The sequence below is a fragment of the Enterobacter sp. BIDMC 30 genome (assembly GCF_000534355.1).
Lineage (GTDB): Bacteria > Pseudomonadota > Gammaproteobacteria > Enterobacterales > Enterobacteriaceae > Enterobacter > Enterobacter ludwigii.
This window is the reverse complement of record NZ_KI973169.1, coordinates 1800932-1815217: the sequence shown is the minus strand read 5'-3', so window position 1 is coordinate 1815217 and position 14286 is coordinate 1800932. Positions and strand designations below refer to the sequence as shown.

The window sequence follows — 14286 nt, the reverse complement described above, 5'->3', positions numbered from 1 at the left end:
AGCCCTGTCCTGTTACTTCACAAGCCCTTGTTGTTTCAGGAAATCGGCGGCCACTTTTTTGGCATCCAGTCCCTCAACGGCAATGCTGGCATTCAGCTGTTGCAGCGTTTTTGCATCCAGCTTTTCGAAGACCGGTTTGAGCCATTCAGCAATATCCGGGTACGCTTTAAGTACCGCTTCCCGCACGACAGGTGCCGGGGCGTAAATCGGCTGGACGCCTTTTGGATCGGTTAAGGTTTGCAGGCCAAGCGCCGCGACCGGGCCGTCGGTGCCGTAAGCCATCGCCGCATTAACGCCCGACGTTTGCTGCGCAGCGGCTTTGATGGTCACCGCGGTATCACCGCCCGCCAGAGAGAGCAGCTGGGCCTGATCCAGTTTGAAATCATAGGCTTTTTCAAACGCCGGCAGTGCATCCGGACGCTCAATAAACTCAGCGGAAGCCGCAAGCTTAAAGTCACCCTTCTCTTTCAGGTAGCGACTCAAATCCGCAAGCGAGGTCAGCTTTCCTTTCTCCGCCACGTCCTTGCGCACCGCGATGGTCCAGGTATTGTTGGCCGGCGCCGGCGTCAGCCAGACCAGCTTATTTTGCTCAGCGTCGAGTTTTTTGACTTTTTCATACCCGGCTTTGGCATTTTTCCACGCCGGATCGTTTTCATCTTTGAAGAAGAACGCGCCGTTGCCGGTGTATTCCGGGTAGATATCCAGCTCGCCGGAGGTAATCGCGCCGCGTACCACAGGCGTGGTTCCCAGCTGGACTTTATTGACGGTTTTAACACCGTGGCTTTCCAGTACCTGCAGAATAATGTTACCGAGCAACGCACCTTCGGTATCTATCTTGGAACCCACTTTTACCGGTTCTGCCGCCTGTAATGGCAGACTCAGCGCCGCCAGTAACACCGCTGAACCCAACATCCCCTTTGCAATCGTCATTCCACTGTCCTCATTTTTTTGCTGCCTTTTTCAGAGGCTTGAGAGAAAAGCGTAGCTTAAAACGGCGGAATTAACCGTCAAAATGCCTTTTTAACATAAGGTAAGACGCATCCCCCGCAAAGCGGGGGATGCAAGGGAGGGAAATGTCAGAGCAGCTCGAACTCGCCTTTATTAACGCGGGCGGAATCGACCCCGATAAAGACGTTAAACTTGCCGGGCTCCGCATCATATTTCATCTGCTGGTTCCAGAACTTCAGCGCATCCACGTCGATGGGGAAGCTGATGGTTTTGGTTTCGCCCGGCTTCAGGTTGACCTTCTCGAAGCCACGCAGCTGTTTCACCGGACGGCTCATGGAGGCGGTCACATCCTGGACGTACATCTGAATGACCGTTGCCCCTTCGCGTTTACCGGTGTTGCTCACCTCGACGCTTGCGGTAACTTTGCCGTCACGCTTCAGGGTCGGCGCAGACATTTTGACGTCAGAAACCTTGAAGGTGGTGTAGCTCAGACCGTAACCAAACGGATACAGCGGGCCGTTCGCTTCATCGAAGTAACGGGAGGTGTACTTATTCGGTTTGTCGGCGTTGTACGGACGGCCGGTATTCAGGTGGCTGTAGTAAACCGGGATCTGCCCGACCGAGCGCGGGAAGGACATTGGCAGCTTGCCTGACGGGTTGTAATCGCCAAACAGCACGTCGGCAATCGCGTTACCGCCTTCAGTACCGGCGAACCAGGTTTCCAGGATCGCGTCGGCCTGCTGGTCTTCTTTGACCAGCGCCAGCGGACGACCGTTCATCAGCACCAGCACCAGCGGCTTGCCGGTCGCCTTCAGAGCGGCAATCAGATCGCGCTGGCTTTGCGGAATGGTGATGTCGGTACGGCTGGAGGCCTCATGCGCCATCCCCTGCGCTTCACCCACTACCGCGACAACCACGTCAGATTGCTTAGCGGTGTTCACCGCTTCATCAATCATCTCTTTCGGCGAACGCGGATCGACCTTCACCGCCTCTTCGTACTGATTGAGGAAGGTGACAATGTCTTTATCGTTGGTGACGTTCGCCCCTTTGGCGTAAACCACTTTCGCGTTCTCACCCACGGCGTTCTTGATACCGGTCAGCACCGTGACGGACTGATCGGCCACCCCCGCTGCAGACCAGCTCCCCATCACGTCGCGCTTGCTGTCAGCCAGCGGGCCCACCACGGCAATGGTGCCGGATTTCTTCAGCGGCAGCGTGTCGAGGCGGTTTTTCAGCAGCACCAGGCTTTCGCGTGCCACATCGCGGGCCTCTTTGCGGTGCAGACGGCTTTCCGCGTTGGTGTCTACCGGGTCAGAATCTTTCGGCCCCAGGTGGCTGTACGGGTCGTTAAACAGCCCCATATCATATTTCACGTTCAGCACGTGGCGCGTGGCGTCATCCAGCTCCGCCATGGTCACCTTACCGCTCTTCACCAGCCCCGGCAGGTATTTACTGTAGTACTCGTCGCTCATGCTCATGTTGATGCCGGACTTGAGCGCCACGCGTACCGCATCTTCCGGATCGGAGGCGGTACCGTGCTTAATGAGCTCTTTAATGGCGCCGTGGTCAGAGACGGTGATGCCCTTAAAGCCCCACTGGTCACGCAGAACGTCTTTCAGCAGCCACGAATCGGAGGTCGCCGGCGTGCCGTTGAGGGAGTTCAGCGCCACCATCACCGCGCCGCTGCCGGCATCCAGCCCCGCTTTGTACGGTGGCATGTAGTCGTTGAACAGCCGCTGCGGGCTCATATCCACGGTGTTGTACTCTTTACCCCCTTCCACGGCGCCATAGGCCGCGAAGTGTTTGACGCTGGTCATCACCGCGTAGCGATCTGCCGGGCTCTTGCCCTGCATCGCTTCCACCATGGTTTTCCCCATCGTGGCTGTTAAATAGGTATCTTCACCGAACCCTTCTGAGCCGCGGCCCCAGCGCGGATCGCGGGAGACGTCCACCATCGGTGCCCAGGTCATATTCAGGCCATCATCCGCCGCTTCATAGGCAGAAACGCGCCCCACGGTTTTCACCGCATCAAGGTTAAAGGACGATGCCAGACCAAGGCTAATCGGGAAGACGGTACGCTGACCGTGCACCACGTCATAGGCGAAGAACAGCGGAATTTTCAGGCGGCTGAGTTCCATCACCTGATCCTGCATTTTGCGGATATCCGGGCGGGTGACGGTGTTAAAAATAGCCCCGACCTGCCCGTCTTTGATCATCTCGCGGATGGCCTCTTTCGGGTTATCCGGGCCGACGCTGATAAGACGCAACTGGCCAATTTTCTCATCGACCGTCATTTTCTTGAGCAATTCCGTGACAAACGCGTCCCGGGCTTCAGGCGTGAGCGGGTGATTGCCAAACAAATCCTCTGCCAGCGCAGGTTGCAGCGCCAGGCTGACGGCGACACCTACAGAACATAGCCATTTCATGTCGTTTTACTCTCTCATCAATAACCGCCGGAAGAACTCGGCCAGACCGTGCGAAAAGCGCAGTGTGCCACAAACCCTCAGATCGTTGCAGGGTTATTCTCTGATTTTTCTCGTGAATACTCGACCGCTTAACAGTTAATCGCGCTATGCTTTACAGCGAGAAATTTGCCCCACCACAAGGAGTGGAAGATGTCTTCTGTTCGAACTCACGATAACACGACGTTTATTAACGAACTGTCGCGCCTGGTTGGCTCCTCTCACCTGCTTACCGACCCGGCAAAAACCGCCCGCTACCGTAAGGGCTTTCGTTCCGGTCAGGGCGAGGCGCTGGCGGTGGTGTTTCCCGGCACGCTGCTTGAACTCTGGCGCGTCCTGAGCGCCTGCGTGGCCGCCGACAAAATTATTCTCATGCAGGCGGCTAACACGGGCCTGACTGAAGGCTCAACGCCGAACGGCAACGATTACGATCGTGACATCGTGATCATCAGCACCCTGCGTCTCGACAAACTGCATCTGCTGGATAAAGGCGAGCAGGTGCTCGCGTTCCCTGGCACGACGCTCTACTCCCTTGAAAAAGCGCTTAAGCCGCTGGGACGCGAACCGCATTCGGTCATTGGCTCATCCTGTATTGGCGCCTCCGTGATCGGCGGGATCTGCAATAACTCCGGCGGTTCGCTGGTGCAGCGCGGCCCGGCTTACACCGAGATGTCACTTTTTGCCCGTATCGACGAAAACGGCAAGCTGACCCTGGTCAACCATCTGGGCATTGATCTTGGCGTTACGCCGGAGCAGATCCTGAGTAAGCTCGACGACGATCGGGTGAAAGATGAAGACGTCCAGCACGACGGTCGTCATGCTCACGACCACGATTACATCACCCGCGTGCGGGACATCGAAGCGGATACCCCGGCACGTTACAACGCCGACCCTGACCGCCTGTTTGAATCTTCGGGCTGTGCGGGCAAGCTGGCTGTTTTTGCCGTGCGCCTCGACACCTTCCCGGCCGAGAAAAAACAGCAGGTGTTCTACATCGGCACCAATCAGCCGGACGTGCTGACCGAGATCCGTCGTCATATTCTGGGCGAGTTCGCTCACCTGCCGGTGGCGGGCGAGTACATGCACCGTGATATTTATGACATCGCGGAACGCTACGGCAAAGATACGTTCCTGATGATCGACAAGCTCGGCACCGATAAAATGCCGTTCTTCTTCACCATTAAGGGCCGTACCGACGCGATGCTGGAAAAAGTGCCGCTGTTTAAACCCCACTTTACCGACCGCTTTATGCAGAAACTGGGCAACGTCTTCCCGTCACATCTGCCGGAGCGGATGAAAACCTGGCGCGATAAGTACGAGCATCACCTGCTGCTGAAAATGGCCGGGGACGGAATTGCCGAAGCGCAAACCTGGCTTAGTGAATTCTTCAAAACTGCCGAAGGCGATTTCTTTGCCTGTACCCCTGAAGAGGGCAGCAAAGCCTTCCTGCACCGTTTCGCCGCTGCGGGTGCCGCCATTCGTTATCAGGCGGTGCATTCAGACGAGGTGGAAGACATTCTGGCGCTGGATATCGCCCTTCGCCGCAACGATACCGAGTGGTTTGAACACCTGCCGCCGGAAATCGACAGCAAGCTGGTCCACAAGCTCTATTACGGCCACTTTATGTGCTACGTCTTCCACCAGGATTACATCGTTAAGAAAGGGGTCGATGCGCACGCGCTGAAAGAGCAGATGCTCGCGCTGCTGCACGCGCGAGGCGCACAATATCCTGCGGAACATAACGTGGGGCATCTTTATAAGGCTCCTGACGCACTTAAGCAGTTTTATCGCGAGAATGACCCCACAAACAGCATGAACCCCGGCATTGGTAAAACAACGCGGAATAAATACTGGAAAGAGAGTCCTGACGCGGAGCAGCCCGTGACGCAAGCGTCTGATTAATTCCCACAGCCAAATTTGAGAGATTGTTAAGCGCGCCTTAATCGTACTAGAGTAGCGTTCTGTCGCCGGAGAAACGTTTCTCCGGCATCTGTTACGAGGAGCAGGCACATCATGTCGGCTGTTGATATTTTATCCGAAACCGAAGTGGAAGTGCGCGATGCCCTTCCCGACGATGTGCATGCTATCGCCGCTATCTACGCCTGGCATGTGCTTCACGGGCGCGCATCCTTTGAAGAAGTTCCCCCCACCATTGATGAAATGCGTCAGCGAATGAAAAGCGTAGACGAGAACGGCTTACCGTGGCTTGTCGCGCTGTATCGCGGCATCGTCGTAGGCTACTGCTACGCGACACCTTACCGTCCGCGCCATGCCTATCGTTACACTCTGGAAGAGTCGATTTACGTGGATGCGAGTACTACCGGTCGTGGTTTTGGCTCCGTCCTGATGGATGCGCTGATCGCCCGCTGCGAGCAAGGACCGTGGCGGCAGATGATTGCCGTTGTGGGGGATGGCAACAACAATGCCGGCTCGTTACGGCTGCATAAGAAATACGGCTTCGAAATCGTCGGTCAGTTACGCAGCGTCGGGTATAAGAAAGGTGACTGGCGGGATACGGTGATCATGCAGCGCTCACTCAATGACGGAGACTGGACGCTGCCGGAGTAAGGCGCAGCGAGGTCTGTTGCCCTCTCCCGCGGGAGAGGGCGAAAACACAGTCATTAGCAATCCGGCTCAGTCGTTCTGGGCGGTTGCCATCTGCTCTGCTTTCTGCTTTTTGTAGGTCAACGCCGCGGCCGGTACCGGCTGCACTTTCCCCGTCTCAATCCAGGTACGCAGTCGGCTTGCATCCGCGAAGTGGGTGTATTTACCAAAGGCATCCATCACCACCAGCGCCACCGGTTTACCGTTGAATACGGTACGCATCACCAGGCAGTGTCCCGCCGCGTTAGTAAACCCGGTTTTCGTTAACTGAATATTCCAGTTATCCCGGTACACCAGATGGTTAGTATTACGGAACGGCAGCGAATAGGCCGGGTTAGCAAAGGTCGCCATCTCTTCACGGGTCGTACTGAGCTGACCAATCAGCGGGTACTGTTTGCTGGCAATCAGCAGTTTTGTCAGGTCGCGGGCCGTGGAGACGTTGTGAATCGACAGGCCAGTCGGCTCGACGTAACGGGTATTGGTCATCCCCAGCGATTTGGCTTTTGCGTTCATCGCACGAATAAATGCGTCGTAGCCACCCGGATAGTGGTGGGCCAGGCTCGCCGCTGCGCGGTTTTCAGAAGACATCAGCGCCAGCAGCAGCATATTTTTACGGCTGATTTCGCTGTTCAGTCGCACGCGGGAGTAGATCCCTTTCATCTCCGGCGTATGGCTGATATCCACTTTCAGTTTTTCGTCCAGCGGCAGATGTGCATCAAGCACCACCATCGCGGTCATTAATTTGGTAATCGAAGCGATCGGGCGTACCAGATCCGGATGGCTGGCGTAAATCACCTTATTGGTGTTGAGATCAACAATCATCGCACTGCCGGAAGCGATTTGCGGCTGGGCAGCAGCGGTGGTCACGGCGGGCGTTTTGGCGATCGCTGGCGCGGCAGCGGACGCTCCCAGCAACAGGGCCAGGCTAAGTAAAGAGACTCGGAATTTCAGCATGGTGAGACTTCTGATAATTATTCACGCACGTTATGACGTACACCGCCTGTGTCGATGGAGAAACGCAGGCTGGCTTCGGCATCATAGCGGTCACCGGGCTTTGTCGCCAGAGGATAATCGTGAACAGATGCTGCATTGCTGGCATTTACGCCAGCAATGCAGTGAGCCTAGAAGAGACGGTATCCATAACCCCACAGAATAACCGTCAGAGCCAGTAGCGCTTCCAGCACCAGCACGCCGATGGCGAGCGTTGAACTGGAGAAGCTCAGGCCCTCTTCTTTATTGATATTAAGGAAGGTTGGTACCCCCAGATACAGCAGATAACCGGTGTAAAAGAGGGCAATAGTACCGATCAGCGCGCACAACCAGACCAGTGGGTACAGCGCCACAATACCGCTTAAGAACAGCGGCGTCGCGACATACCCGGCGAAAACCATACAGTGTGCCAGCGATGGACGTTGCGGATAGTTACGCGCCATCCAGTGAATGACACGCCCCATGACAGCCACACCCGCCAGCATCAGGCCATAAAAGAGAATGGCCAGTGAAAGACCAGTAAACCAGGAAAGCTGAACCACGGTGCCATCACCAAAGTTCCAGCCGATTTGTGTTGTGCCAATAAACGCGCAGATTACAGGCACCGCCGCCATCAGCAGCACATGATGCGTGTAATGATGCGAGACCGTTTCGTTCTCCGTTTTGATGACATGCATTTCACGATCGGGATGGGAGAAAAGTCCCCAGACATGGTTCATAACGCCCCCTTGTTGTCGGCCCGTCAGCGATATCTTAAGTATAATGCAGGCCTGAGATTATTTTATGTACAGTGGGAAATTTCCGTTGATTGCCCCGTTATTGATTCATGGGGTATATGATTAACCGAGGCATAATAAGGGAGATGACATTGACGTAATGGATATCAACAGTCTTATTGAACACTATGGATACGCTGCACTGGTCGTTGGCAGCGTGGCGGAAGGAGAAACCATCACGCTGCTCGGCGGGGTGGCCGCGCATCAGGGGTTACTCAAATTCCCACTCGTTGTTGCCGCAGTCGCACTCGGCGGGATGATTGGCGATCAGCTGCTCTACTTTCTGGGACTGCGCTTTGGCCCCACGCTTTTGAAGCGCTTTTCAAAGCACCGCAAGAAAATTCACCGTGCCCAACGGCTTATCCAGCGTCACCCTTACCTGTTCGTGATTGGCACCCGTTTTATGTACGGCTTTCGGATTATCGGCCCAATACTGATTGGCGCCAGCCATTTACCGCCGAAAATTTTCCTGCCGCTGAACATCCTTGGCGCGATTGCCTGGGCCCTGATCTTTACCACGCTCGGTTATGTGGGTGGAGAAGTGATTGGTCCGTGGCTGCATAATGTTGACCAGCATCTGAAGCACTGGGCATGGGTTATCCTGATTGTCGTGGTGGTAATTGCGGTCCGGCTGTGGCTGAAGCATCGGGAAAAGACGCGGGATGAAGAGTAAGTGCAATGGCGCCCTCTCGCACAAAGAGAGGGCGAAAAGTTTCTACCCGGCGGGCTTAAATTGCGGATTTGCCAGCATAAAACCGCCGTCGACAATAAATGATTGCCCGGTAGCATAGCTGGCGTCACCGTCACACAGCCACGCCACCAGGCTGGCAATCTCTTTGGTATGCCCCGGCCGCGCGAGCGGGATCGCGGGCATCGAACCGGCCTTCACTTCACTGTCGTCCATATCATTCATTGGCGTGGCAATGGCACCTGGCGCAACGGCATTCACCAGGATGTTATGCTCGACCAGCTCCAGCGCCATGGATTTGGTTAATCCGCCCAGGGCATGCTTGGCCGCCGTATACGCACTGGCATCCGGTAAAGGCGTGTGTTCATGCACCGAGGTAATGTTCACAATTCGCCCCCCTTCTCCCTGCTTCACCATCTGACGCGCAGCGATCTGTGAACAGAGAAACGCGCCATCCACGTCAACGGTAAAAATCCCCCGCCACTCCTCAAACGGCATGTCGAGAAACGGCGCTTTGGTCATCGCCCCGGCATTGTTGACCAGCACGTCCAGCCGACCAAAGCGCGTAATTAACGTTTCAATGGCCTGCGCCCCCTGCGGGAGAGTGCTTAAATCAAGTTGAACCGCCTCTGCACGCCGCCCCTTCGCCTCGACTTCGCGGCAGGTTTCCAGCGCACCTTTTTCGTCAGAATGCCAGGTGACGCCGATATCAAACCCTCGTTCAGCCAGCATCAAGGCCGTGGTTTTCCCAATCCCGGAATCCGATGCGGTAACAATCGCGACTTTGGTCATACTCACCTCCAGAAAAGCTGCAAAGAGGTAAGTATAGATAATCGCGCTTTTTAGCCCTGATGATAGCCGCCCCCCAGCGCCGAGGTCAGCTGCAGCGTGGCGTCAACGTACTGGCCTTTGAGCATCACCCCGGTGAGCTGCTCCCTGAGGGCCGGTATTCTGGCCTCACTCACGCGGGAGCCGGCGATAATGCCGGCGCGAAAGCGGGCCTGAGCCAGTGCAACAACGCGGGCAGCCTCTTTTTCGACACGCTGCTGGTGCTGGTTTTTGGCGGTCAGTGTTTCGACTTCGCTGGCCGTGCGCGCCACCTGATTCACCGCATCCACCACCGCTTTGTTATAACGCGCGACGGAGAGATTGTTCTGCGCCTGGGCAATATCCAGTTCGGCGTTTAGCCTGCCGCTGTCGAAAATGGGCAGCGTCAGACCGGCGGTAACGCCCATCTGCTGCGCAGAAGAGCGGAACAAATCGCTCAGGTGCAGGGCATCCTGCTGTAAGAAAGCCATCAGATTCACATCGGGATAGAAGGCTGCTCTGGCGGCCTCAACGTCACTCATGGAGGCCTCGATATACCAGCGAGCCTCCTGCAAATCCGGTCGACGTGCCAGCAGTTCATACCCCAGCGTAGCCGGGAGCGAGGCTTCTACCGTGGGTAAGGCGTGGCGTGTAAGCGTCACTGAGGGGGTGTTCGTCAGGGCGCTCAGACGCGCCTCAACGGCTTTCATTTTTCCGTTCACTTCTGCCAGTTGCTCGTCAGTTTTGCTGGCGTTGATGTCGGTCTCGACGCCCTCAACGGAAGAGGTGATCCCATGCTGATACAGTTCGCGGTCGGCTGCAATAATCGTGTCCTGCTGGTGTTTAATCTCCGTGAGAACATCCCCCACCGCAGCCTGGGTTTGCCACGCCCAGTAAAGACGCGCCACGCTGCTGGCAAGCAGTTGCCGGGTTTGCTCAAGCTCCGCTTTTTGCGCGTTTACCCGGCCAATTCGGGCTTCAACCCGTGCACGATTTTTCCCCCACAAATCGAGATCCCAGCCCGCGCTCAGACCAAAAGTACCGTTGGTGTACCACGGTCCGGTGGTTCCCGCCGCCGGATCGGTTATCGCAAAGGGCCCCATCAACCCTTCGGCCGACATTTTTTGCCGTTCAGCATCCGCTGAGAAATCAATTTCCGGCCCCCCGGCGGCCAGGGTGGCTTTTGCCTGCGCTTCCGCCAGCGTGATGCGCTGACGGGCAATTTGCATATCCGGCGCATCGTTCAGCGCCTTCGCAATCAGCGAATTGAGTTCAGGATCGTTATACGTTTTCCACCATGCATCTTTCGGCCACGCGGTATGGCTCAGCGTAGTATTCACCGCAGCCGTTGTTGATTGCATATTTACAGGGGAAACCGAGGCATGTTCCGGCGCGCAGGCCACCAGAATAAAAACCAGGGGAATACTCAGAGATAAAGGTTTCATTACGCCATTCACGCGAAAAATAAAGGCGCAACTTACGCCAGACGTCGCTCTTTTTTTTAGTAACGCGTGGCAACCCGTAATTTGTCATACATTTTCATATTCGGAAAATTATTCATCATAAGAATGAATTAAATGAGTGAATTCATCTTCATTATAAATTCACTGCTACACTTACTTTCGACAAACAGACGCAGGAGAAGCGAATGAAAATATTACTGTGGGTTATTTTAATTATATTTCTGATAGGGCTGCTGGTGGTGACCGGTGTATTCAAGATGATTTTCTGATTTCATTGCCCGGCTCAGCGCCGGGCACATTCCGTTACCTGGACTGAATCACCCGTGCAATATCAGCGGAAGTCTGCAGCGTGCGGATCTCCTGAAATAACCCCAGCGCTTCACTGTACTCTTTGCGTAAATAACTGAGCCACTGCTTAATTCGCGCGACGTGATATAACCCGGTATCACCCTGTTTTTCGAGGCGGCTGTATTTTTTCAGTAGCGTGACCACATCAGCCCACGGCATACGTGGTTCGTTATATTTAATCACCCGGCTGAGGTTTGGTACGTTAAGCGCGCCGCGGCCAATCATCACCGCATCGCAGCCAGTCTCTTTCAGGCACGCCTGCGCGCTTTCGTAATCCCAGATTTCCCCGTTGGCAATAACGGGAATGGTGAGTCTTTTGCGGATCTCGCCAATCGCCTGCCAGTTAATACGTTCGGCTTTATAGCCATCTTCTTTGGTGCGGCCATGCACCACCAGCTCAGTGGCCCCGGCCTGCTGCACGGCATCGGCAATCTCAAATTGCCGCGCGTCGCTGTCCCATCCCAGACGCACCTTTACCGTCACCGGCAGATGCGACGGTACAGCCTCACGCATGGCTTTTGCGCCACGGTAAATCAGCTCCGGATCTTTCAGCAAGGTGGCGCCGCCGCCGCTGCCATTCACCAGTTTTGATGGGCAACCGCAGTTGAGGTCAACCCCAAAGGAACCAAGCTCTACGGCACGGGCCGCGTTCTCCGCCAGCCATTCGGGATACTGACCCAGTAGCTGAATGCGCACCAGCGTGCCGGAAGAGGTGCGGCTTTGATGATGCAGTTCCGGGCAAAGGCGATAGAATGATTTTACTGGCAACAACATATCGACCACGCGCAAAAACTCCGTCACGCAGAGATCGTAGTCGTTCACCTCGGTCAGAAGCTCGCGCACGAGGGAGTCGAGCACGCCTTCCATTGGGGCCAGTAAAACACGCATAGCAGTACCTGTGAAAAAAGACGCGCTATAGTAGCCGCTCTCCCGGCATGAGGAAAGCCCGGTGGTTGACCCGGTGAGGTTATACCAGACGTTCCATTTCGGAATGTCTGGTATGCTCAAAATTCATGATGTGATCCGTGGCACATTTTTAGGTTTAATTGTATGATGAATGCGTTTCATCAAGGACTTTCACCATGAGAAAATCATTGAACATTATCTGGCAATATCTTCGCGCATTCGTCCTGATTTACGCCTGCCTGTATGCCGGAATCTTTATCGCATCCCTGCTTCCCATCACCATTCCCGGCAGCATCATCGGAATGTTGATCCTCTTTGTTTTGCTGGCATTGCAAATTCTGCCTGCCAGATGGGTTAACCCTGGCTGCTTTGTCCTTATTCGCTATATGGCGCTGCTGTTCGTGCCTATCGGCGTCGGGGTTATGCAGTATTTTGATTTGCTCCAGGCGCAGTTCGGACCCATTGTGGTCTCCTGCGCGGTCAGTACGCTGGTGGTTTTCCTGGTAGTAAGCTGGAGTTCGCATCTGGTGCATGGCGAACGTAAAGTGGTTGGGCAGAAAGGAACAAAACAATGATGGCCAATATCTGGTGGTCGCTGCCGTTAACGCTGGCAGTGTTCTTCGCCGCACGCAAACTCGCCGCGCGTTTCAAAATGCCGTTGCTTAATCCGCTGCTGGTGGCGATGGTGGTGATTATCCCGTTCCTTCTTCTCACCGGCATTCCTTATGAACGCTACTTTGCCGGCAGCAAAATTTTGAACGACCTTCTGCAGCCCGCCGTGGTGGCGCTGGCCTTTCCTTTATATGAGCAATTGCACCAGATCCGCGCCCGCTGGAAATCCATCATTACCATCTGTTTTGTCGGGAGCCTGGTAGCGATGATCACCGGCACCTCGGTGGCGCTGTTGATGGGCGCGTCTCCGCAAATTGCGGCCTCTATTCTGCCTAAGTCGGTCACCACGCCTATCGCGATGGCCGTGGGCGGCAGCCTGGGGGGGATTCCGGCCATCAGCGCCATGTGTGTGATATTCGTGGGGATCCTCGGCGCGGTCTTTGGACATACCCTGCTGAATGCGATGCGTATCCATACCAAAGCGGCACGAGGTCTGGCGATGGGTACCGCGTCGCACGCCCTGGGCACCGCGCGCTGCGCTGAACTGGATTATCAGGAAGGGGCGTTTAGCTCACTCGCACTGGTGATCTGCGGGATTATCACCTCCCTGCTCGCACCGTTTATTTTCCCGCTGATTGTGGCGGTCATGGGTTAAAATTTGCGATGCGTCGCGCAAATTTCATTTTGTTTTCATAAGTTGCATACATAATGAGAAGTGGATCACATATAAAGCCCCAGCGGCTCCGTAAACTACCGATCCATTAACCTTTATGAGGCAAACGCCATGCATCCACGTTTTCAAGCTGCTTTCGCCCAGCTTGCAGAGAATGTGCAATCAGCTCTGGCCCCGATTCTGGCGGATGAGCATTTCCCGGCCCTGCTGACGGCTGAACACGTCACGGCACTGAAAGAAGCCACAGGGCTGGACGACGACGCGCTGGCCTTCGCGCTGCTGCCGCTGGCGGCAGCCTGCGCCCGCGCCGATCTCTCTCATTTCAACGTCGGTGCGATTGCACGCGGCGTAAGTGGAACCTGGTACTTCGGTGGCAACATGGAGTTCCTGGGCGCGACCATGCAGCAGACCGTTCACGCGGAACAAAGCGCCATCAGCCACGCCTGGCTGCGCGGTGAACAAGCGCTGAGCGCCATTACCGTTAACTACACCCCTTGCGGCCACTGCCGCCAGTTCATGAACGAGCTGAACAGCGGGCTGGAGTTACGCATCAATCTGCCAGGCCGTGCGCCGCATACCCTCGGGGATTACCTGCCTGACGCGTTTGGTCCGAAAGATCTCGACATCAAAACGCTGCTGATGGATGAACAGGATCACGGTTTTGCCCTTTCCGGCGATGCGCTGAGCGAAGCCGCGATTCGTGCGGCGAACAAGAGTCACACGCCATACAGTCACTCCCCAAGCGGTGTGGCGCTGCAGTGTCGTGATGGTCGCATCTTCACCGGAAGCTATGCCGAAAACGCCGCCTTTAACCCGACGCTGCCACCGCTTCAGGGCGCCCTGAATTTGCTGAGCCTCAATGGCTATGACTACCCGGACATTCAGCGCGCTATTCTGGCAGAGAAAGCCGACGCGCCGTTGATCCAGTGGGATGCCACCGCCGCAACGCTGAAAGCGCTCGGCTGCTCAACTATTGACCGTGTTTTGCTTGCGTAATGCCTCCGGCGGG

13 protein-coding genes are annotated in these 14286 nt (G+C 55.7%); 6 read left to right on the top strand and 7 right to left on the bottom strand.

Going from position 1 to position 14286, the window contains the following annotated elements; translation table 11 throughout:
* Positions 1 to 12: 12 nt before the first annotated feature.
* Together L466_RS13725 and bglX are read right to left on the bottom strand one after the other, a co-directional pair.
* Positions 13 to 930, bottom strand: coding sequence for a glycine betaine ABC transporter substrate-binding protein OsmF (locus L466_RS13725; RefSeq protein ID WP_014170886.1), 918 nt, complete (start codon positions 928 to 930; stop codon positions 13 to 15).
* Between the two features lie 146 nt (positions 931 to 1076).
* Positions 1077 to 3374 (bottom strand): beta-glucosidase BglX, encoded by a 2298-nt coding sequence (bglX, locus tag L466_RS13730; RefSeq protein ID WP_032678566.1) that lies wholly within the window; start codon positions 3372 to 3374, stop codon positions 1077 to 1079.
* Between the two features lie 189 nt (positions 3375 to 3563).
* On the opposite strand from bglX, the gene dld reads away from it, so the two are divergent.
* Positions 3564 to 5312, top strand: a complete 1749-nt coding sequence (gene dld / locus L466_RS13735; protein ID WP_032680598.1) for a D-lactate dehydrogenase — start codon at positions 3564 to 3566, stop codon at positions 5310 to 5312.
* Positions 5313 to 5423: 111 nt separating this feature from the next.
* Positions 5424 to 5978 (top strand): GNAT family N-acetyltransferase, encoded by a 555-nt coding sequence (locus L466_RS13740; RefSeq protein WP_032680597.1) that lies wholly within the window; start codon positions 5424 to 5426, stop codon positions 5976 to 5978.
* 66 nt (positions 5979 to 6044) lie between these two features.
* On the opposite strand, the gene pbpG is transcribed toward L466_RS13740, so the two are convergent.
* Together pbpG and L466_RS13750 are read right to left on the bottom strand one after the other, a co-directional pair.
* Positions 6045 to 6968: a D-alanyl-D-alanine endopeptidase gene (pbpG, locus tag L466_RS13745; protein ID WP_014170890.1), complete on the bottom strand. Its 924-nt coding sequence runs from the start codon at positions 6966 to 6968 to the stop codon at positions 6045 to 6047.
* A 167-nt stretch (positions 6969 to 7135) separates the two neighbouring features.
* On the bottom strand, positions 7136 to 7723 hold the full coding sequence (locus L466_RS13750) for a Yip1 family protein (protein ID WP_014170891.1): 588 nt from the start codon (positions 7721 to 7723) through the stop codon (positions 7136 to 7138).
* A gap of 157 nt (positions 7724 to 7880) precedes the next feature.
* On the opposite strand from L466_RS13750, the gene L466_RS13755 reads away from it, so the two are divergent.
* Positions 7881 to 8453, top strand: coding sequence for a DedA family protein (locus L466_RS13755; RefSeq protein ID WP_020883206.1), 573 nt, complete (start codon positions 7881 to 7883; stop codon positions 8451 to 8453).
* Between the two features lie 42 nt (positions 8454 to 8495).
* Here the strand turns inward: L466_RS13755 and L466_RS13760 are convergent, their stop codons facing one another.
* The 3 genes from L466_RS13760 to dusC all read right to left on the bottom strand — a co-directional run bounded on the left by L466_RS13760 (position 8496) and on the right by dusC (position 11974).
* Entirely contained in the window at positions 8496 to 9260 is a 765-nt protein-coding gene (locus L466_RS13760) for an SDR family oxidoreductase (RefSeq protein ID WP_020883205.1), read from the bottom strand.
* 50 nt (positions 9261 to 9310) lie between these two features.
* The gene (mdtQ, locus tag L466_RS13765) at positions 9311 to 10720 is read right to left on the bottom strand and encodes a multidrug resistance outer membrane protein MdtQ (RefSeq protein ID WP_032680595.1); all 1410 of its coding nucleotides are present in this window, start codon (positions 10718 to 10720) and stop codon (positions 9311 to 9313) included.
* Positions 10721 to 11041: 321 nt separating this feature from the next.
* A complete protein-coding gene (dusC, locus tag L466_RS13770) occupies positions 11042 to 11974 on the bottom strand; it encodes a tRNA dihydrouridine(16) synthase DusC (protein ID WP_025203644.1) in 933 nt (310 codons plus the stop codon).
* 194 nt (positions 11975 to 12168) lie between these two features.
* Between dusC and L466_RS13775 the strand changes: the two genes are divergently transcribed.
* The 3 genes from L466_RS13775 (at position 12169) to cdd (ending at position 14273) form a co-directional block, all read left to right on the top strand.
* Positions 12169 to 12567, top strand: coding sequence for a CidA/LrgA family protein (locus L466_RS13775; protein WP_020883202.1), 399 nt, complete (start codon positions 12169 to 12171; stop codon positions 12565 to 12567).
* Positions 12564 to 13259: a CidB/LrgB family autolysis modulator gene (locus L466_RS13780; protein ID WP_014170901.1), complete on the top strand. Its 696-nt coding sequence runs from the start codon at positions 12564 to 12566 to the stop codon at positions 13257 to 13259. The genes L466_RS13775 and L466_RS13780 overlap by 4 nt, the downstream gene beginning before the upstream one ends.
* 129 nt (positions 13260 to 13388) lie before the next feature.
* Complete coding sequence (cdd, locus tag L466_RS13785; RefSeq protein ID WP_020883200.1) at positions 13389 to 14273, top strand: cytidine deaminase; 885 nt, start codon at positions 13389 to 13391, stop codon at positions 14271 to 14273.
* Positions 14274 to 14286: the final 13 nt, after the last annotated feature.

Coding starts and splice junctions, on each gene's coding strand:
- L466_RS13725 (WP_014170886.1), bottom strand. CDS start 930: ATGACGATTGCAAAGGGGATGTTGGGTTCAGCGGTGTTACTGGCGGCG.
- L466_RS13775 (WP_020883202.1), top strand. CDS start 12,169: ATGAGAAAATCATTGAACATTATCTGGCAATATCTTCGCGCATTCGTC.
- bglX (WP_032678566.1), bottom strand. CDS start 3,374: ATGAAATGGCTATGTTCTGTAGGTGTCGCCGTCAGCCTGGCGCTGCAA.
- mdtQ (WP_032680595.1), bottom strand. CDS start 10,720: ATGAAACCTTTATCTCTGAGTATTCCCCTGGTTTTTATTCTGGTGGCC.
- L466_RS13740 (WP_032680597.1), top strand. CDS start 5,424: ATGTCGGCTGTTGATATTTTATCCGAAACCGAAGTGGAAGTGCGCGAT.
- L466_RS13755 (WP_020883206.1), top strand. CDS start 7,881: ATGGATATCAACAGTCTTATTGAACACTATGGATACGCTGCACTGGTC.
- cdd (WP_020883200.1), top strand. CDS start 13,389: ATGCATCCACGTTTTCAAGCTGCTTTCGCCCAGCTTGCAGAGAATGTG.
- L466_RS13760 (WP_020883205.1), bottom strand. CDS start 9,260: ATGACCAAAGTCGCGATTGTTACCGCATCGGATTCCGGGATTGGGAAA.
- L466_RS13750 (WP_014170891.1), bottom strand. CDS start 7,723: ATGAACCATGTCTGGGGACTTTTCTCCCATCCCGATCGTGAAATGCAT.
- L466_RS13780 (WP_014170901.1), top strand. CDS start 12,564: ATGATGGCCAATATCTGGTGGTCGCTGCCGTTAACGCTGGCAGTGTTC.
- pbpG (WP_014170890.1), bottom strand. CDS start 6,968: ATGCTGAAATTCCGAGTCTCTTTACTTAGCCTGGCCCTGTTGCTGGGA.
- dld (WP_032680598.1), top strand. CDS start 3,564: ATGTCTTCTGTTCGAACTCACGATAACACGACGTTTATTAACGAACTG.
- dusC (WP_025203644.1), bottom strand. CDS start 11,974: ATGCGTGTTTTACTGGCCCCAATGGAAGGCGTGCTCGACTCCCTCGTG.